Origin of the sequence: Streptomyces sp. MNU89 (genome assembly GCF_020982505.1) — a bacterium.
Lineage (GTDB): Bacteria > Actinomycetota > Actinomycetes > Streptomycetales > Streptomycetaceae > Streptomyces > Streptomyces xinghaiensis.
Genome location: NZ_JAJKLL010000001.1, coordinates 3,805,092 through 3,822,740, shown reverse-complemented (window position 1 = coordinate 3,822,740; position 17,649 = coordinate 3,805,092). Strand labels below are relative to the sequence as shown.

14 protein-coding genes are annotated in these 17,649 nt (G+C 72.5%); 5 read left to right on the top strand and 9 right to left on the bottom strand.

Annotated features, from left to right (window positions below; genetic code table 11):
- Window positions 1-2: 2 nt before the first annotated feature.
- On the bottom strand, window positions 3-1,274 hold the full coding sequence (locus tag E4N63_RS16475) for a glycoside hydrolase family 16 protein (protein WP_125623580.1): 1,272 nt from the start codon (window positions 1,272-1,274) through the stop codon (window positions 3-5).
- Between the two features lie 370 nt (window positions 1,275-1,644).
- Window positions 1,645-2,124, bottom strand: a complete 480-nt coding sequence (locus E4N63_RS16470) for an SseB family protein (protein WP_019707299.1) — start codon at window positions 2,122-2,124, stop codon at window positions 1,645-1,647.
- Window positions 2,125-2,257: 133 nt separating this feature from the next.
- Here E4N63_RS16470 and E4N63_RS16465 point away from each other — a divergent pair, with 133 nt between their 5' ends.
- From E4N63_RS16465 to E4N63_RS16455, 3 genes are all read left to right on the top strand, one after another.
- The gene (locus E4N63_RS16465) at window positions 2,258-4,084 is read left to right on the top strand and encodes an acyl-CoA dehydrogenase (RefSeq protein ID WP_125623587.1); all 1,827 of its coding nucleotides are present in this window, start codon (window positions 2,258-2,260) and stop codon (window positions 4,082-4,084) included.
- 198 nt (window positions 4,085-4,282) lie between these two features.
- Entirely contained in the window at window positions 4,283-5,581 is a 1,299-nt protein-coding gene (locus tag E4N63_RS16460) for a M18 family aminopeptidase (RefSeq protein ID WP_125623581.1), read from the top strand.
- A 162-nt stretch (window positions 5,582-5,743) separates the two neighbouring features.
- Entirely contained in the window at window positions 5,744-5,974 is a 231-nt protein-coding gene (locus tag E4N63_RS16455) for a hypothetical protein (RefSeq protein WP_125623582.1), read from the top strand.
- A gap of 136 nt (window positions 5,975-6,110) precedes the next feature.
- Here the strand turns inward: E4N63_RS16455 and E4N63_RS16450 are convergent, their stop codons facing one another.
- Together E4N63_RS16450 and E4N63_RS16445 are read right to left on the bottom strand one after the other, a co-directional pair.
- Window positions 6,111-7,994: an NHL domain-containing thioredoxin family protein gene (locus E4N63_RS16450; protein WP_230241036.1), complete on the bottom strand. Its 1,884-nt coding sequence runs from the start codon at window positions 7,992-7,994 to the stop codon at window positions 6,111-6,113.
- Between the two features lie 113 nt (window positions 7,995-8,107).
- Window positions 8,108-8,917 (bottom strand): carbon-nitrogen family hydrolase, encoded by an 810-nt coding sequence (locus E4N63_RS16445; protein ID WP_125623584.1) that lies wholly within the window; start codon window positions 8,915-8,917, stop codon window positions 8,108-8,110.
- A gap of 149 nt (window positions 8,918-9,066) precedes the next feature.
- Here E4N63_RS16445 and E4N63_RS16440 point away from each other — a divergent pair, with 149 nt between their 5' ends.
- Window positions 9,067-9,894, top strand: coding sequence for a maleylpyruvate isomerase family mycothiol-dependent enzyme (locus tag E4N63_RS16440; protein ID WP_125623585.1), 828 nt, complete (start codon window positions 9,067-9,069; stop codon window positions 9,892-9,894).
- 148 nt (window positions 9,895-10,042) lie between these two features.
- On the opposite strand, the gene E4N63_RS16435 is transcribed toward E4N63_RS16440, so the two are convergent.
- The 5 genes from E4N63_RS16435 to pdhA form a co-directional block, all read right to left on the bottom strand.
- The gene (locus tag E4N63_RS16435) at window positions 10,043-11,404 is read right to left on the bottom strand and encodes a nitrate/nitrite transporter (RefSeq protein WP_374112781.1); all 1,362 of its coding nucleotides are present in this window, start codon (window positions 11,402-11,404) and stop codon (window positions 10,043-10,045) included.
- Complete coding sequence (locus E4N63_RS16430) at window positions 11,401-12,072, bottom strand: GntR family transcriptional regulator (RefSeq protein WP_228429438.1); 672 nt, start codon at window positions 12,070-12,072, stop codon at window positions 11,401-11,403. The genes E4N63_RS16435 and E4N63_RS16430 overlap by 4 nt, the downstream gene beginning before the upstream one ends.
- 253 nt (window positions 12,073-12,325) lie before the next feature.
- On the bottom strand, window positions 12,326-13,792 hold the full coding sequence (locus E4N63_RS16425; protein ID WP_125626848.1) for a dihydrolipoamide acetyltransferase family protein: 1,467 nt from the start codon (window positions 13,790-13,792) through the stop codon (window positions 12,326-12,328).
- Between the two features lie 19 nt (window positions 13,793-13,811).
- Entirely contained in the window at window positions 13,812-14,801 is a 990-nt protein-coding gene (locus E4N63_RS16420; RefSeq protein WP_125626849.1) for an alpha-ketoacid dehydrogenase subunit beta, read from the bottom strand.
- Window position 14,802: 1 nt separating this feature from the next.
- Window positions 14,803-15,966, bottom strand: a complete 1,164-nt coding sequence (pdhA, locus tag E4N63_RS16415; protein ID WP_125626850.1) for a pyruvate dehydrogenase (acetyl-transferring) E1 component subunit alpha — start codon at window positions 15,964-15,966, stop codon at window positions 14,803-14,805.
- A gap of 598 nt (window positions 15,967-16,564) precedes the next feature.
- Between pdhA and E4N63_RS16410 the strand changes: the two genes are divergently transcribed.
- On the top strand, window positions 16,565-17,614 hold the full coding sequence (locus E4N63_RS16410) for a phosphotransferase (RefSeq protein ID WP_230242514.1): 1,050 nt from the start codon (window positions 16,565-16,567) through the stop codon (window positions 17,612-17,614).
- Window positions 17,615-17,649 lie beyond the last annotated feature (35 nt).

The window sequence follows — 17,649 nt, the reverse complement described above, 5'->3', positions numbered from 1 at the left end:
GCTCAGCCGATGGTCCACTTCTGGTTGGCGGCGCCGGTGCACGTCCAGATCTGGAGGCGGGTGCCGTCGGCCGAGGAGTTGTCCTTGGCGTCGAGGCACTTGCCGGATCCGGTGTTGACCAGGTCGCGGGCGGCGGTGTGGGTCCACTGCTGCGCCGCCGTGCCGTTGCAGGTGTAGAGCTGCACGGCCGCGCCGTCGTCGTGTGAACCGCCCTTGACGTCCAGGCACTTGCCGAGGGCCCGCACGGTGCCGTCGCTGCCCGCCGTCCACTTCTGGGCGTCGTGGCCCGTGCAGTTGTGCAGCTGAATCGGCGTGCCGTCGGCGCTGCTCGCGCCCGCGACGTCGGCGCACATGCCACCGATGCCCTTGATCGCGCCGGTGCGGGGCGTGCCGCCGCCGTCGCCGGAGCCGGAGGTGGTGACGTGGACGTAGTCGATGGTCATCGTCTGCGGGAAGGACGTGCCGGCGTCGGGGCTGCCGGGCCAGTTGCCGCCGACCGCGAGGTTCAGGATGAGGAAGAACGGGTGGTCGTAGACCCACTTGTTGCCGCCCACGTCCGCCGGGCCGCGGGTCTGGTACGCCTGGCCGTCCACGGACCAGGTGATCCCGGAGGGGCTCCAGTCGACGGCGAAGACGTGGAAGTCGTCGGCGAAGGACGCGCCGTTCGGCAGCGTGTACGCGGCGCCGATACCGCCCGAGCCCGAGTAGCCGGGGCCGTGGAGGGTGCCGTGGACGGTGCCGGGCTCGTGGCCGACGTTCTCCATGATGTCGATCTCGCCGCTGTCGGGCCAGCCGACGGAGCCGAGGTCGTCGCCCAGCATCCAGAAGGCCGGCCAGATGCCCCGGCCCCGCGGGATCTTGATGCGGGCCTCGAAGTGGCCGTACTTCTGGGTGAAGGTCTTCGCCGTGTTCAGCCGCGCCGACGTGTACTGGCAGGTGCCGTACCAGCACTGCAGGCCCGGGTCGCTGTTCTTGCGGGCGGTGATGACCAGGTTGCCCTTGCCGTCGAGCGCGGCGTTGTCGGTGCTGTTCGTGTAGTACTGGAGTTCGTTGTTGCCGTTGCCGCTGCCGCCCGTCTCCAGGGTCCACTTCGAGGAGTCGGGCGCGCTGCCCGCGGCGCCGTCGAAGTCGTCGGACCACGTCTGCGCCGCGGCGGCGTTCGCCTGGTTCGTGGCCGGGCCGGACGTGTTGAAGAGGATGGCGGAGGCGAGGGCGGTGGTGATCAGAAGCACCAGCCCTCCGAAGGACCATCGGCGTGCGCGATGAGCTGCCATGGCGTGGACACACCTCGTCTGTGGGGAAGGTTCGGCGTCGGGCGCCGGACGGTGCGCATTGAGCGCACGGACAGACGGACTCTTTCTGAGAGCGCTCTCTTTGTGCGCCGCGCGCCGCCGGTGGGCCACGACGATACGCACGACCAAGGGCCCCGCCAATCGGAAGGCGAAGCCCCAAAAGCCTCTGACCTGCGGATACGCGAGAAGGTGCGGGGAGCTGAGGAACGCTTGAGCCGCGCTTAAGCCAGGCTTAATGCGCCGGCCGCGGACCGTGACGCTTATGTCCGGGATGCGAACCGGACCCGCCCGGGGCCGGCTGCGGGCCCGGCGGGGCGGCGCCGGTCCACCGCGGAGGAGACAGGGACGGCCCTCAGCCGTACATCCGCCGCATCGCGAAGTCGACCATCTGCTCGACGGCCTTCGCGTCGAAGACCATCCGGTGCTCGCCCTCCATGTCCAGCACGAAGCCGTAGCCCGTGGGCAGCAGGTCGAGCACCTCGGCGCCGGTCAGCGTGAAGTACTTGGACTCCTTGCCGGCGTAGCCGCGCAGTTCCTTCAGCGAGGTGAAGAGCGGGATCACCGGCTGCTGGGTGCTGTGCAGCGCCAGGAAACCGGGCCCCTCACCGCGCGGGCAGTAGATCTTCGAGGTCGAGAAGATGTGCTGGAAGTCCTCGGCCGACATCGAGCCCGTGGTGAAGGCGCGCACCGCGTCGGCCAGCGACGGCGGGGACGGCTCGGGGTAGAGCGGCTGGCCCGGCTGGGCGCCGTAGCCGCCGCGCCCCTGCTGCGGGGGTGGCGGAGGGGCCGCGTAGCTCTGCCCGGCGCCCGGGTTCTGGTCATAGCCGTACATGCCCCAAAGGGTAACGAGTCACAGTTGACCGGCGGGGGCTTGCGTCTTATTACTGACGGGTAGCATCATGGCGGAACCACGTTTGGTACGCAGTAGAGGTATGCCGCCTCCCCGAAGCTACGGAGCCGTCGCCATGGGGCACTACAAGTCGAATCTCCGCGACATCGAGTTCAACCTCTTCGAGGTGCTCGGCCGCGACAAGCTGTACGGCACCGGCCCGTTCGCGGAGATGGACGTCGACACCGCCAAGAGCGTCCTGTCCGAGATCGCCCGCCTCGCCGAGAACGAGCTCGCCGAGTCCTACGCCGAAGCGGACCGCAACCCGCCGGTGTTCGACCCGGAGACCAACACCGCACCACTCCCCGAGTCCTTCAAGAAGAGCTACAGCGCCTTCATGGACGCCGAGTGGTGGCGGCTGGGCATCCCGGAGGAGCTGGGCGGCACCATCACCCCGCGCTCCCTGCTCTGGGGCTTCGCCGAGACCATCCTGGGCTCCAACCCGGCGGTCTGGATGTACTCCTCCGGCCCGGCCTTCGCCGGCGTGCTCTACGAGGAGGGCACCGAGGAGCAGAAGAAGATCGCGCAGATCGCGGTGGAGAAGCAGTGGGGCTCCACCATGGTGCTGACCGAGCCGGACGCCGGCTCCGACGTGGGCGCCGGCCGCACCAAGGCCGTCCAGCAGGAGGACGGCAGCTGGCACATCGAGGGCGTGAAGCGCTTCATCACCTCGGGCGAGCACGACCTCTCCGAGAACATCATCCACTACGTGCTGGCCCGCCCCGAGGGCGCCGGCCCCGGCACCAAGGGCCTGTCCCTGTTCATGGTGCCGAAGTACGAGTTCGACTTCGAGACTGGCGAGCTGGGCGAGCGCAACGGCGTCTACGCCACCAACGTCGAGCACAAGATGGGCCTCAAGGTCTCCAACACCTGCGAGATGACCTTCGGCGACAAGCACCCCGCCAAGGGCTGGCTGATCGGCGACAAGCACGACGGCATCCGCCAGATGTTCATGATCATCGAGTTCGCGCGGATGATGGTCGGCACGAAGGCCATCGCCACCCTCTCCACCGGCTACCTCAACGCCCTGGAGTACGCCAAGGAGCGCGTGCAGGGCCCGGACCTGGCCGCCTTCACGGACAAGACCGCCCCGCGCGTCACCATCACGCACCACCCCGACGTCCGCCGCGCCCTGATGACGCAGAAGGCGTACGCCGAGGGCATGCGCTCCCTCGTCCTCTACACCGCCTCGATCCAGGACGAGATCCTGGTCAAGGAGGCCGCGGGCGAGGACGCCTCCGCCATCCACCGCCTCAACGACCTGCTGCTGCCGATCGTCAAGGGCTACGGCTCCGAGAAGTCCTACGAGCTGCTCGCCCAGTCGCTGCAGACCTTCGGCGGCTCCGGCTACCTCCAGGAGTACCCCCTGGAGCAGTACATCCGGGACGCCAAGATCGACACCCTCTACGAGGGCACCACCGCCATCCAGGGCCAGGACTTCTTCTTCCGGAAGATCGTCCGGGACCAGGGCCAGGCGCTGACCGCCCTCTCCGAGGAGATCAAGAAGTTCCTGGGCGACGCCGAGGGCGGCGAGGAGCTGGCCGACGCCCGCGCCGAGCTGTCCAAGGCCGCGGTCGACCTGGAGGCCATCGTCGGCCACATGCTGACCGACCTGGCCGCCACCGAGCAGGACGTGAAGTCGATCTACAAGGTCGGCCTCAACACCACCCGCCTGCTGATGGCCTCCGGCGACGTCGTCGTCGGCTACCTGCTCCTCAAGGGCGCCGCGGTCGCCGCCTCGAAGCTCGCCTCGGCCTCCGCCAAGGACAAGTCCTTCTACGAGGGCAAGATCGCCGCGGCCAAGTTCTTCGCGCACACCGTGCTGCCGGGCGTCTCCGTCCAGCGCACCCTGGCCGAGAAGACCGACAACTCCCTGATGGAGCTGGACGAGGCCGCCTTCTGAGGCTCCCTCCCCCGGCTCCCCCGCATCCAGGTCCCCGTCCGCGGATGAGGCCCTGAAAACCTCGGCCCGCCCAGGCCGTCCGCGCCCCAGCGGCCGAGGTCCCGACCCCCGCCCGGCAGGTCCCACCGGGCGGGGGTCGTCTTCTGCGCACAGCGAGCCCGTTCGGGCCCCTCCGGGCCCTTCCATATGCTGAGAACCATGAGCCGATCTCCCCGCTTCTCCCGCGCCCACACCGACGACCTGATGTCCTACCTCGCGGCGAGCCCGTCGCCTTACCACGCGGTGGCCAACGCCGCGGGGCGGCTGGAGACGGCCGGGTTCCGGCGGGTCGAGGAGACCGAGGCGTGGGACGGCTCGGCGGGCGGCAGGTACGTTCTGCGCGGCGGGGCCCTCATCGCCTGGTACGTCCCGGACGGCGCCGGTCCCGAGACGCCGTACCGGATCATCGGCGCCCACACCGACTCCCCCAATCTGCGCGTGAAGCCCGTACCGGACACCGGCGCGCACGGCTGGCGGCAGATCGCCGTCGAGATCTACGGCGGCACGCTCCTCAACACCTGGCTCGACCGGGACCTCGGCCTCAGCGGCCGGCTCACCCTGCGCGACGGCTCCAGCCGGCTCGTCTGCGCCGACCGGCCGCTGCTGCGGGTGCCGCAGCTCGCCGTCCACCTCGACCGCGCCGTCAACGCCGAGGGCGTCAAGCTCGACAAGCAGCGCCACATGACCCCGATCTGGGGGATCGGCGATGTCCACGAGGGCGACCTCGTCTCCTTCGTCGCGGACGAGGCCGGGGTCGCCGCGGGGGACATCGCCGGCTGGGACCTCATGGTCCACAGCGTCGAACCGCCCGCCTACCTCGGCCGCGACCGCGAACTGCTCGCCGGGCCGCGCATGGACAACCTGCTGTCCGTGCACGCCGGCACGGCCGCCCTGACCGCCGTCGCCCGGGACGGCGGGAAACACCTCACCGCCATCCCCGTCCTCGCCGCCTTCGACCACGAGGAGAACGGCAGCCAGTCCGACACCGGCGCCGACGGGCCGCTCCTCGGCAGCGTCATGGAACGCTCCCTCTTCGCCCGCGGCGGCAGCCACGAGGACCGCGCCCGCTCCTTCGCCGGCTCGTTCTGCCTCTCCTCCGACACCGGCCACGCCGTCCACCCCAACTACGCGGAGCGGCACGAGCCCGGCCACCACCCGATGCCGAACGGCGGCCCGATCCTGAAGGTCAACGTCAACCAGCGCTACGCCACCGACGGCGCCGGCCGGGCCGTCTTCGTCCGCGCCTGCGAGCGGGCGGGGGTGCCGTGGCAGGCGTTCGTCTCGAACAACTCCATGCCCTGCGGCACCACGATCGGCCCCATCACCGCCGCCCGGCACGGCATCGCGACGGTCGACATCGGCGCCGCCATCCTCTCCATGCACTCGGCCCGCGAACTGTGCGGCGCCGAGGACCCGCACCTGCTCGCGGACGCGATCCGGGCCTTCCTGGAGGACTGAGCCGGGGCGGCGTTCCGGCCCCGGGGCGAACGCCCTGACGCACGAGGTACTTGACACACCGCCGGTTCCCCTCCCACCACGCGGCGCATGGAGCCCCCCGCCCCGGGTATCCGGAGGCTACGCACGAAGCCCAGAGAGCCAACGCTTGAGGAGGCGGATCCCATGGGTATCGGCGGATGCATCGGTCTGATGGCGGTGGGTGCCATCCTCACCTTCGCGGTGGACTGGGACATTGCCGGAGTGAACCTCGATCTGGCCGGCCTCATCATGATGGCGGTCGGCCTCATCGGGCTCGCGGCCTACGTGAGCATCCTGAAGCGGCGCAGGGTCCAGCCGCCGGCCCCCGGCGCCCCGGTGGTCGAGGTCGAGGACCACAACCGCTACTACAGGTGACGCGCAACGGCGCGGAGAACGACGGAGAAGCATTCAGCTGCGGGACAACGGCGTCCGCGGTCCCGCACCACCGGGGGCCGCGGACGCGTCCGTACGTCCCGGCGGGCTCACCCGGGCCCGGGCCGTGTCACGGCCGTCAGGGAGCGTCGAGTCCCGCCAGCACCAGGGGAAGCCGGTCCGCGCCGCCCTCGGCCACCGTCACCGGAACACCCCAGTCCTGCTGGTGCACATGGCAGGCCGGATACTCCTGCGCCGGGTCGTCGTCGCAGGACGCCGCCATCGCGGAGACGTGCAGCACGCCCTCGGTGATCCCCTCGGCCAGCGCCAGGTCCCGCCCGAGGCCGGTGTCCGTACCGGAGCCCTCCGCCAGCAGCTCCGGTGGCGTGGCGCTGACGACCAGCCGGGTCGCGGGGCCGTAGCGCTCGTCCAGCTTCTGCCCGGCGGGCGGCCGGAACACCACGTCCAGCCGGAGCCGCCCCGGCGCCACCTCGGTGGCAGCGCGCTGCGTCCGGTGCGCCACCGGCTCGACCCGAACCGCCTCCTCCGGCAGCCGCAGCCGGGTCAGCCGGTGCCGGGCGGACTCCACGACCACGATCGCGTCGCCGTCGAGCACGGCGTCCGAGGGCTCGCGCAGATCGGTGGCGAGGGTGGTCACCTCGCCGGTGGCCGGGTCGTAGCGGCGCAGCGCGTGGTTGTAGGTGTCGCTGACGGCGACCGAGCCGTCGGGGAGCGCGGTGACGCCCAGCGGATGCTGGAGCAGGGCCTGACCGGCGGGCCCGTCGCGGTGCCCGAAGTCGAAGAGTCCGGTGCCGACGGCCGTGCGGACGATGAACTCCCCGCCTTCGGAGCCGGGTTCGGCCGGCTCGGCCTGCTCTTCCGGGGCGGCCCGCTCGATCCAGCGGAGGGCGCTGGTCTCGGAGTCGGCGATCCACAGCCGGTCCCCGGCGGCGGCGAGCCCGGACGGCTGCGCGAACCACGCCTCGGCCGCTGAGCCGTCCACCAGGCCCTCGTTGGTCGTACCGGCGACGACCTCGACGGTGCCGCCGTCCCCGTCCTCGTCCCCGTCCGCCGGCGGGGTCCACGTCCAGAGCTGGTGGACGCCGGCCATGGCGATCCACAGCCGGTCCGCGAACCAGGCCACGTCCCAGGGCGAGGAGAGGTCCGTCTCCCGGGCCGGCCCGGAGGTCGCGGAGCCCTGCCACCACTGGCGGCCGGTGCCCGCGATCGTCGTCACCCGGCCCGTCTCCACGTCCACCGCCCGCAGCGCGTGGTTGACGGTGTCGGCCACCACGACCCTGCCGTCGGGCAACAGCGCCAGGCCCTGCGGCTCACTGAACCGGGCCTCGGCCGGACCGCCGTCGGCCAGGCCGCGCTCACCGCTGCCGATCCGGCCGACGACGGTCTCGCCGTCGGCGGCCAGCTCCACCAGCGCGTGCCGGGTGGAGTCCGAGACGAGGAAGGTGCCGCCGGGCAGCCGGACGGCCTTGCCCGGGAACCGCAGATCGGTCGGCACCGGCTCGGGCGCGACATACGGGCCCTCGCCGCGCCGCAGGGTGCCCTTGGCGGCGTGCTCCTCCTCCAGCTCCGCCACGAGCCGCTCGATGGCGTGGGCGTGGCCCTCACCGGCGTGCTGCGCGACGACATAGCCCTCGGGGTCGATGACGACCAGGGTCGGCCAGGCGCGCACGGCGTACTGCTTCCAGGTGGCCAGCTCGGGGTCGTCGAGGACGGGGTGGTGCACCTCGTAGCGCTCGACGGCGTCCACGACCGCCCGGTGGTCTGCCTCGTGGACGAACTTCGGCGAGTGGACGCCGATCATCACGACCGTGTCGCGGTGCTTCTCCTCCAGCTCCCGCAACTCGTCGAGCACATGCAGGCAGTTCACACAGCAGAACGTCCAGAAATCGAGAATCACGATCCGCCCCCGCAGGTCGGCGAGGGTGTACGAGGTGCCGCCGGTGTTGAGCCAGCCGCCCTTACCGGTCAGTTCGGGAGCGCGGACGCGTGCGTGCTTTGCCATCCGTCCATCGTGCCTGACAACGGGCGAGACCCGGACGCCGGGCACGGGCGTTGGCCGGGGTCGCCCAGAGGGCTCCGCTGAACCCCCGGGTGCGCCCCGGCGCGTAACGCCGGTCAGGCCCCCCGCGTGCCCGGGCGCGGGTCCGGAAGGCCGAGGACGCGGTCGCGGAGGACCGGGAAGTCGGCGCGGGTCTTCGCGACGCGGGAGAGATCGAGGTCGGCGGTGAGGATCTGCTCGTCCTCGCCCGCCTCGGCGATCACCTCGCCCCAGGGGTCGATGATCCGGCTGTGCCCGGCCTGTTCGACGCCGCCGTGCGTTCCGGCGGAGCAGCAGGCGAGGACGTACGCCTGGTTCTCGACGGCCCGGGCGCGGGCCAGCAGGGTCCAGTGCTCCCGGCGGCGGGCGGGCCAGCCGGCCGGGATGACGAGGAGTTCCGCGCCGGCGTCGGTGAGCTGCCGGAACTGCTCGGGGAAGCGCAGGTCGTAGCAGGTGGCCAGGCCGGCCACGGTCTCCGGGAGGCGGATGGTGGCGATCTCCTCGCCACCGCCCATCAGGGCGGCCTCGCCCTTGTCGAAGCCGAAGCGGTGGATCTTGCGGTAGGAGGCGCGGAGGCCGCCGTCGGGGCCGAGGACCACGGAGGTGTTGTAGAGGGTGCCGTCGGGGGCGCGTTCGACGACGGACCCGGCGTGCAGCCAGACCGACGCTTCGGCCGCGGCGGCGGCCATGGCGGTGACGGTGGGGCCGTCGAGGGTTTCGGCGTACTCCTCGAAGAGTTCGTAGGCGAAGGCGCCGGTCGGCCAGAGCTCGGGGAGGACGACCAGGTCCGAACCGGCCTGTTCCCGGACGAGCGAGGCCACCCGTTCCCGGCGCGCTGCGACCGTTTCGCCGGAATTGACGGCAATCTGCAACAGGGAGGCGCGCACGGTACCACCACTCTCGGCCTTCGGCCCGCCGTGACGGGCCTACGATCGTCATACGAAAGCACTGCCGGTGTGCCCACGCGCAGCGTAACTTAACTGCGTGAGCCGGTGGCTCAAGCACCCAGCCCGCGTACGAACCGCCGAGGGGTCACGTGACCGTCCACCCAAGCCTGCAGCCCTACATCGACGCCTGGACCCACTCCATCGAGGCGATATCCGAGCTGGTGACACCGCTCGTCGAGGGTGAGTGGAACCGCGCGACCGCCTGTCCCGGCTGGTCCGTCCGGGACGTCGTCTCCCATGTGATCGGCGTGGAGTGCGAGATGCTGGGCGATCCCCGGCCGATCCACTCGCTGCCGCGCGACCTGTACCACGTGACGGACGAGCTGACCCGCTACATGGAGGTCCAGGTCGACGTACGGCGCTGCCACACGGGGCCGGAGATGACCGCCGAGCTGGAGTACACGATCATCCGCCGCTCGCGGCAGCTGCGGAACGAGGGCCGCGACCCGGGTACGAAGGTCCGGGGTCCACTGGGCGGTGCGGAGATCACTCTGGAGCACTGCCTGCGGCTGCGGGCGTTCGACGTCTGGGTGCACGAGCAGGATCTGCGCCGCGCGCTGCGGCAGCCCGGCAATCTGGACTCGCCGGGCGCGCTGGTCGCCCGCGACCTGATGCTGGAGGGACTGCCGAAGGTCGTCGCCAAGGACGCGGGCGCGCCGCCGAACACGGCGGTGGTGGTCGATGTGCACGGGCCGGTGGAGTTCATGCGCACGGTGCGGGTGGACGGCGAGGGCCGGGCCTCGGTCAGCGGCAGCCCGTCGCTGGGCCCCGCGGTGACGCTCACCCTGGACTGGGAGACGTACGCGCTGCTGGCCTGCGGCCGGGTGAAGCCGGCGGCGGTGGCGGACCGGATCAAGACGGAGGGCGACCAGAAGCTCGCCGAGGCGATCCTGCGGAACTTCTCGACGACGCCGTAGGCGTCCCCGGCCGCCCTCGTACCGGCGGCCGGGGACGCGACCGGCTGCCGCAGGCCCCGTGGCGTCCGGACCGCGGCCCCACCCGCGGTCCGTCCCCGGGCCGGCCGCCGGGCTGCTCCCGCCGGTCCGGGCCGTTCCGGACGGCCCGTCAGCCCTGCCGGACGGCCGGCACGTGCACCGTCTCGACCCGGCTGGCGACGGTCCGTTCCCGCTCGCGCCGGTCCGCCCGGCTCCGGAGCCGCAGGATCTGTGCGACGCCCAGCGCCTGGAGGACGAACACGGAGGCGAAGGCGGCGCGGTAGTTGTCCCCGGTCGCGTCCAGCAGCACGCCGATGGCCAGCAGCGTCGTCATCGAGGCGGTGAAACCGCCCATGTTGACGATGCCGGAGGCGGTGCCGATGCGCTCCGGCGGGTTGGCCGGGCGGGCGAAGTCGAAGCCGATCATCGAGGCGGGGCCGCAGAGCCCCAGCACCAGGCTGAGCGCGACGAGCAGCCAGCCGGGTGCCGTGCCCGGCCAGGCCAGCGCGGTGCCCCAGAAGACTGCGGTCAGGCCGATCGTGCCCAGCGCGAGGGGCATCCGCGCCCGGTGGTGCCGGGCGATGAGCTGCCCGTAGACGAGGCCGACGGCCATGTTGGAGAGCACCACCAGGGTCAGCAGTTCACCGGCCTCCGGCCGGGTGCGGCCCTGGGCCTCGACCAGGAACGGCATCCCCCAGAGCAGCAGGTAGACCATGCCCGGGAACTGGGTGGTGAAGTGCACCCACATGCCCAGCCGGGTGCCGGGCTCGCGCCAGGAGTCGGCGATCTGCCGGCCGACGCCGAAGCGGGGCGCCGCGGCCCTCCCCTTGCGCGCACCGTCCTGCGGGGCGGGGGCGGCGCCCTCCGGGTGGTCCTTGAGGAAGACGAGCACCAGGGCGAGCACGGCCACGCCGCCGGCCGCGCTGCCCGCGAAGGCCGGGGTCCAGCCGAAGGTGTTCAGCAGTCTGGCCAGGACGAGTGTGGAGAGCAGGTTGCCGGCCATCCCGATCAGCGCCGCCACCTGCGCGATCAGCGGGCCGCGACGGGCGGGGAACCAGCGGGATCCCAGCCGCAGCACACTGATGAAGGTCATGGCGTCGCCGCAGCCGAGCAGCGCCCGCGAGGCCAGGGCCATGGCGTACGAGTCGGAGAGGCCGAAGCCGAACTGGCCGGTGGTGAACAGCGCGATGCCCATGATCAGGACGCGCTTGGTGCCCAGCCGGTCGACCAGCAGGCCCACCGGTATCTGCATCCCCGCGTAGACGAGGAGCTGGAGGATGGTGAAGGTCGAGAGGGCGGAGGCGCCCACCTGGAAGCGGTCCGCGGCGTCGAGCCCGGCCACGCCGAGGCTGGTGCGGTAGGAGACGGCCAGGAAGTAGACCAGGACCCCGATGCCCCAGACGAAGGCCGCCCGCCCGCCGCCGCGGGGGTCGGGCACGGCGGAGCCGGGGAAGGCGGGCGCGGGCCCGCCGGGACGCGCGGCGGAGCTCACCGGTCATCGCCTCCGGCCAGCTCCCGCACCCGGCCGATGTGCCGGCCGACGGCTCCGGCGGCGGCGTCGGCGTCCCCCGCGCGCAGCGCGCGGAGGATCTCGGTGTGCTCGGCGATGTTCTTGGCGATGCGGTCGGGGTGGGCGTGCATCACGGCGACGCCCATGCGCAGCTGCCGGTCGCGGAGCTGGTCGTAGAGGCGTTCCAGGATGAGATTGCCGGCGCTGCGCACGATCTCGGCGTGGAAGCAGCGGTCGCTGGCGGAGAAGGCCGGGAGGTCGCCGGCGGCCGCGTGGCGCCGCTGCTCGTCGAGGAGTTCCTCCAGCCGCTCCACCAGGCGCGGGCTCGCGGGAACGGCCTTGCGGGCGGCGTGCTCCTCGACCAGCAGCCGGGTCTCGACCACGTCGCGGATCTCCTGCGCGGAGACCGGGAGCACCAGGGCGCCCTTCTTCGGGTAGAGCTTGAGCAGCCCTTCGGCCTCCAGCCGCAGCAGGGCCTCCCGCACCGGGGTCCGGGAGACACCGGTCACCTCGGCGAGGTGGCCCTCGGTGAGCAGGGTGCCGCCCTCGTAACGGCGGTCCAGGACGGCCTGCTTGACGTGGGCGTAGACCCGGTCGGCGGCGGGCGGCCGCTTGTCGGGGGCGGTGGCGGGGGTGAGGGCGGACAGCATGGACACAGCTTAGATACATGAGATGAACGGGTTCCGAGCGGTCCGGGATGCGGACGGGACGGGCGGCTGAACGGCCGTGGGCGGCCGGAAGTCCGCGGTGGGCCGGGGCCGGGGTGCCCGGGAGAAGCCCGGACGCCGGCGGAACGCCGGGAAGCCCGGACGCGAACGGCGTCCGGGCTTCCGGGTGTTGAGCGGTGCGGGGCGGGCCGGGCCCGCGCGTCGTACGGGCCCCGCGCGGTCCGTATCCGTTCCGTCAGGCCCAGGTGATGAGCCGCTTGGGGTGTTCCAGGATCGCCGCGGTGTCCGCGAGGACCTTGGAGCCCAGCTCCCCGTCGACCAGCCGGTGGTCGAAGGAGAGGCCGAGCGTCGTCACCCGGCGCGGCTTCACCTTGCCCTTGTGCACCCACGGCCGCTCCTTGACCGCGCCGAAGGCCAGGATCGCGGACTCGCCGGGGTTGAGGATCGGCGTACCGGTGTCGACGCCGAAGACGCCGACGTTGGTGATGGTGACCGTGCCGCCCTGCATGGCCGCCGGGGAGGTCTTCCCCTCCCGGGCGGTGGCCACCAGCTCGCCGAGTTCCCGGGCCAGTTGCGGCAGGGTCTTGGCGTGCGCGTCCTTGATGTTCGGCACCATCAGACCGCGCGGGGTGGCCGCGGCGATACCGAGGTTGACGTACTCCTTGTGCACGATCTCCTGGTTGGCCTCGTCCCAGGCCGCGTTGACCTCCGGGTTGCGCTTGATCGCGACCAGCAGGGCCTTGGCGACCAGCAGCAGCGGGTTGACCCGCAGCCCGGCCATCTCCGGGTCCTGCTTGAGCTCCTGGACGAGCTTCATCGTCCGGGTCACGTCGACGGTGATGAACTCCGTGACGTGCGGGGCGGTGAAGGCGCTGCCGGTCACCGCTTGCGCGGTGGCCTTCCGGACGCCCTTGATCGGCACCCGGGTCTCGCGGCCGTCGGCGGAGACGGGCGCTGCGGCCGGCGCGGCGGCGGGGGCCGGAGCGGCCGGGGCCGCCTGCGGTGCCGCCGCGGGGGCGCTCGCCACGGCGGCCGCGGCGTGCACGTCCTCGCGGGTCACGATGCCATCCGGACCGGTCGGGGTGATCGATGCCAGATCGACGCCGAGGTCCTTGGCGAGCTTGCGGACGGGTGGCTTGGCGAGCGGCCGGGGAGCCTCCGGGACACCGGCCGGGACGGCCTGCGCCGGAGCGGCCGGGGTGGTCTGTGCCGGAGCGGACGCCTGGGGCTCCGCGGCGGGCACGGCCGGTCCGCCGCCCGCCTGCCCGGCGCCGGGCTGCGGCTTGCGCGCGCGGCGCTTGGTGGACGCGGCCGAGACGCCGTAGCCCACCAGCACCGGCTGCCGCTCCTGCGGCTGCTCCGCCCCTTCGGGGGCCGCCGCCTCCGCGGCGGGGGCGGGGGCGGGCACCGCTTCCGCGGCCGGCGCGGCGCCGCCGTCACCGTCCGGCTGGGTGTCGACGGTGATGAAGACGGAGCCGACGTCGACCGTCGCCCCCTCCTCGTAGTGCAGTTCGCGCACCACGCCGTCGAAGGGGATGGGCAGTTCCACGGCCGCCTTGGCGGTCTCCACCTCGCAGACGGTCTGCCCGTCGGACACGGTGTCGCCGGGCCCCACGTACCACTTGAGGATCTCGGCCTCGGTGAGCCCCTCGCCCACGTCGGGCATCCGGAACTCGCGGAAGCGCTGGGAAGTCGCTGTCATCGTCACTGTCCCCGTCCCTTCAGTACGCCAGAGCGCGGTCGACGGAGTCGAGCACCCGGTCCAGGCCGGGCAGGTACTCCTCCTCCAGCCTGGCCGGCGGGTACGGCGCGTGGTATCCGCCCACGCGCAGCACCGGGGCCTCCAGGTGGTAGAAGCACCGCTCGGTGATCCGGGCGGCGATCTCCGATCCCGTACCCAGGAATACCGGAGCCTCGTGCACGACGACCAGCCGCCGGGTCTTCTCGACCGAGCGCTGGATCGCGTCGAAGTCGATCGGGGACATCGAGCGGAGGTCCAGGACCTCCAGCGACTTGCCCTCCTCGGCCGCCGCGGCCGCCGCCTCCAGGCAGACCTTCACCATCGGGCCGTAGGCGACGAGGGTGAGGTCGGTGCCCTCGCGGGCGGTGACGGCCTCGTGCAGCGGGCCGGGGGCGGCGGCGGTGTCGACCTCGCCCTTGTCCCAGTAGCGCCGCTTGGGCTCGAAGAAGATGACCGGGTCGTCGCTCCGGATGGCCTGCTGCATCATCCAGTAGGCGTCCGCGGAGTTGGACGGGGAGACGCACTTGAGCCCCGCGACGTGCGCGAACAGCGCCTCGGGCGACTCGCTGTGGTGCTCGACCGCGCCGATACCGCCGCCGTAGGGGATGCGGATGACCACGGGCAGCTTGATCTTGCCGAGGGCCCGCGCGTGCATCTTGGCGAGCTGGGTGACGATCTGGTCGTACGCGGGGAAGACGAAACCGTCGAACTGGATCTCCACCACCGGGCGGTAGCCCCGCAGCGCCATGCCGATGGCGGTGCCGACGATGCCGGACTCGGCGAGCGGGGTGTCGATGACCCGGTCCTCGCCGAAGTCCTTCTGCAGGCCGTCGGTGACCCGGAAGACGCCGCCGAGCTTGCCGACGTCCTCACCCATGATCAGGACCTTGGGGTCGTCCTCCATGGCCTTGCGGAGGGACTCGTTGATCGCCTTGGCGATCGGGAGCTTCACGGTCTTCTCGGCAGCCATGTCAGTTGCCCTCCTCGGCGAAGGACGCCTGGTAGGCGGCGAACTGCGCGCGCTCCTCGTCGACCAGGGCGTGGCCGTCCGCGTAGATGTTCTCGAAGATCGCCATGGTGTCGGGGTCCGGCATCAGCCGGATCGCGTCGCGCACATGGCGGCCCAGCTCCTCGCTCTCCTGGTCCAGCCCGGCGAGGAACGCCGCGTCGGCGATTCCCTCGGCCTCCAGGTAGGCGCGCAGCCGCAGGATCGGGTCCTTGGCCTCCCAGGCCTCCCGCTCCTCGTCCCGCCGGTACTTGGTGGGGTCGTCGGAGGTGGTGTGGGCGCCCATCCGGTAGGTGAACGCCTCGACGAGGGTCGGGCCCTCGCCGCGGCGGGCGCGCTCCAGCGCGGAGCGGGTGACGGCGAGGCAGGCCAGGACGTCGTTGCCGTCGACCCGGACGCCGGGGAAGCCGTAGCCCTGGGCGCGCTGGTAGAGCGGGACGCGGGTCTGCTTCTCGGTGGGCTCGGAGATGGCCCACTGGTTGTTCTGGCAGAAGAAGACCACCGGGGCGTTGTAGACCGCGGAGAAGGTGAACGCCTCGGCCACGTCGCCCTGGCTGCTCGCGCCGTCGCCGAAGTAGGCGATCACGGCGGAGTCGGCGCCGTCCTTGGCCACGCCCATGGCGTAGCCGGTGGCGTGCAGCGCCTGCGAGCCGATGACGATCGTGTAGAGGTGGAAGTTGTTGCTCGTCGGATCCCAGCCGCCGTTGTTCACACCGCGGAACATGCCCAGCAGATTGGTCGGGTCCACGCCCCGGCACCAGGCCACACCGTGTTCGCGGTAGGTGGGGAAGACGTAGTCGTCGTCCCGCAGCGCCCGGCCGGAGCCGATCTGCGCGGCCTCCTGGCCCAGCAGCGAGGCCCACAGGCCCAGCTCGCCCTGGCGCTGGAGCGCGGTGGCCTCGGCGTCGAAGCGCCGGGTCAGCACCATGTCCCGGTACAGCCCGCGCAGCTCCTCGGGGCTGAGGTCGATGGAGTACTCGGGGTGCTCGACGCGCTTGCCCTCGGGGGTCAGCAGCTGCACGAGCTCCGGCTGCCCGGCTGCGCCGGCCGGTGCCGGTGGCTTCTTGGCGCCGGCGCGTTTCGCTGTGGTGCGGCGTGGCTTGCGCCCCGCGGTGCTCTCCACGGTCACGGTGTGCTCCTCCGTCTGTCCGGCCCCCGGGGTCGCCGGTGGCCCAGTAGGTCCCCTTGCCGACGGCAGGGGGGGCTCACCCGATTCGAAACGGCGCACGGGGTGGGTGCGGCCGCCGAACCGGGCGTGACAGGCGCCCGGCTCTGGCCGCAGGACGCACGTTACCCAGTGGTCCGCATTCCTGCGAAACCCCCTCTGACCTGGGATTTTGCTTGGATTTCCAAGTAAATCGGGAAAGCCGGGGAAGACCACTGGTCACAGCCCTGCGGAGCCGGGACAACGGCACGTTAACCCGGGGGGCAAGAGCACGGGAAGAGTTCGCGGGGATAAGCCGGAGCGGGAGCCCGTCTTGTTGAGGCCCCGGTTCCGGATCGAGTACTCAGCGTGATCTAACATTTGACGAGTGCCGCGCTCATCCGTTGCCCCCGCTCCACCGGACCCCGTCCCCGGCCCGGTCACCCCGGTCACAGCCCTCGCACCGGTCCGGCCGGACCCCGATCCCGGCGGCTCCGGCCCCTCCCGGACCGACGGGCCGGACAACACCGGCAACCCCGGCGGGCCCGGCGCGGACACCCCCGGCACGGACGCGCTGACCGTCCTGGTGCGCCGCTACGCCCTCGGCGAGCCGCTCTCCTGCGAACGGGTGACGCACGGCCTGCTCAACCGCGGCTACGCCCTGACCACCACCCGCGGCCGCTTCTTCCTCAAACACCATCTCGACGGCGACAGCCCCGCCATCGCCGGCCAGCACCGCGCGACCGCCCGGCTCGCCGCCCTCGGGCTGCCCGTCGTCCCTCCGCTGGCCGACACCGCCGGCTCCACCGTCACCGTCACCGGCGGCCGCTGCTTCGCCCTGCACCCCTGGATCGACGGCCGGCACCGCTACGGATCCCAGCTCACCCGCGCCGACTGCGGCCGGCTCGGCGAACTCCTCGGCCGGGTGCACACCGCGCTGGAGCGGATCATGCCGCCCGCGCCGGCGTCCGCCCCGGGGCCGGGCGGCACCGGGCCGGGCGACCGCCTCCGCTTACCCGGCCCCCGCCGCCCCGCCTCGCCCACCAGCCCGCCCGCCCTGGCCAGCGCCGAACCCGCCGACACCTACGCCCTGATCGACGAACTCCTGGCACGCGCCCGCCGCCGGCCGCAGCGCGACGCCTTCGACGAACTCGCCGAGCACCGGCTCACCGAACGGCGCGCCCTGCTCCGCCGCCACGCCCACCGCCGCCCGCGCCCCGGCGCCGAACCCGCCGCGGGCTGGGTGCACGGCGACTTCCACCCGCTGAACCTCCTCTACCGGGGCACCGAACCGGCCGCGATCGTCGACTGGGACCGGCTGAGCGTCCAGCCGCGCGCCGAGGAGGCCGTCCGGGCCGCGGCCATCTTCTTCGTCCGCCCCCGCGGTCCCCTCGCCCTGCCCGAGGTCCGCTCCTACGCGCGCGGCTACCGCCGGGCCTCCGGGGCGGACCCGGCCGAACTGGCCGCGGCCGTCCACCGCGTGTGGTGGGAACGGCTGAACGACTTCTGGATGCTGCGCTGGCGCTACGAACTGCGTGACCCGCGCGCCGACGCCCAGTTCCCCGCGGCGGCGGCCCTGGCCGTGTGGTGGACCGAGCACTACGACGCGGTGCGGGACGCGTTCACGGCCTGAGGGCCGGGGGGTACGGCAGCGGGCGGCCGGGGGCC

Bases quoted from the DNA above. Each gene is read 5' to 3' on its own strand.
- E4N63_RS16475 (WP_125623580.1), bottom strand. From the start codon at position 1,274: ATGGCAGCTCATCGCGCACGCCGATGGTCCTTCGGAGGGCTGGTGCTT.
- E4N63_RS16470 (WP_019707299.1), bottom strand. From the start codon at position 2,124: ATGTACGGCTATGACCAGAACCCGGGCGCCGGGCAGAGCTACGCGGCC.
- E4N63_RS16465 (WP_125623587.1), top strand. From the start codon at position 2,258: ATGGGGCACTACAAGTCGAATCTCCGCGACATCGAGTTCAACCTCTTC.
- E4N63_RS16460 (WP_125623581.1), top strand. From the start codon at position 4,283: ATGAGCCGATCTCCCCGCTTCTCCCGCGCCCACACCGACGACCTGATG.
- E4N63_RS16455 (WP_125623582.1), top strand. From the start codon at position 5,744: ATGGGTATCGGCGGATGCATCGGTCTGATGGCGGTGGGTGCCATCCTC.
- E4N63_RS16450 (WP_230241036.1), bottom strand. From the start codon at position 7,994: ATGGCAAAGCACGCACGCGTCCGCGCTCCCGAACTGACCGGTAAGGGC.
- E4N63_RS16430 (WP_228429438.1), bottom strand. From the start codon at position 12,072: ATGCTGTCCGCCCTCACCCCCGCCACCGCCCCCGACAAGCGGCCGCCC.
- E4N63_RS16425 (WP_125626848.1), bottom strand. From the start codon at position 13,792: ATGACAGCGACTTCCCAGCGCTTCCGCGAGTTCCGGATGCCCGACGTG.
- E4N63_RS16420 (WP_125626849.1), bottom strand. From the start codon at position 14,801: ATGGCTGCCGAGAAGACCGTGAAGCTCCCGATCGCCAAGGCGATCAAC.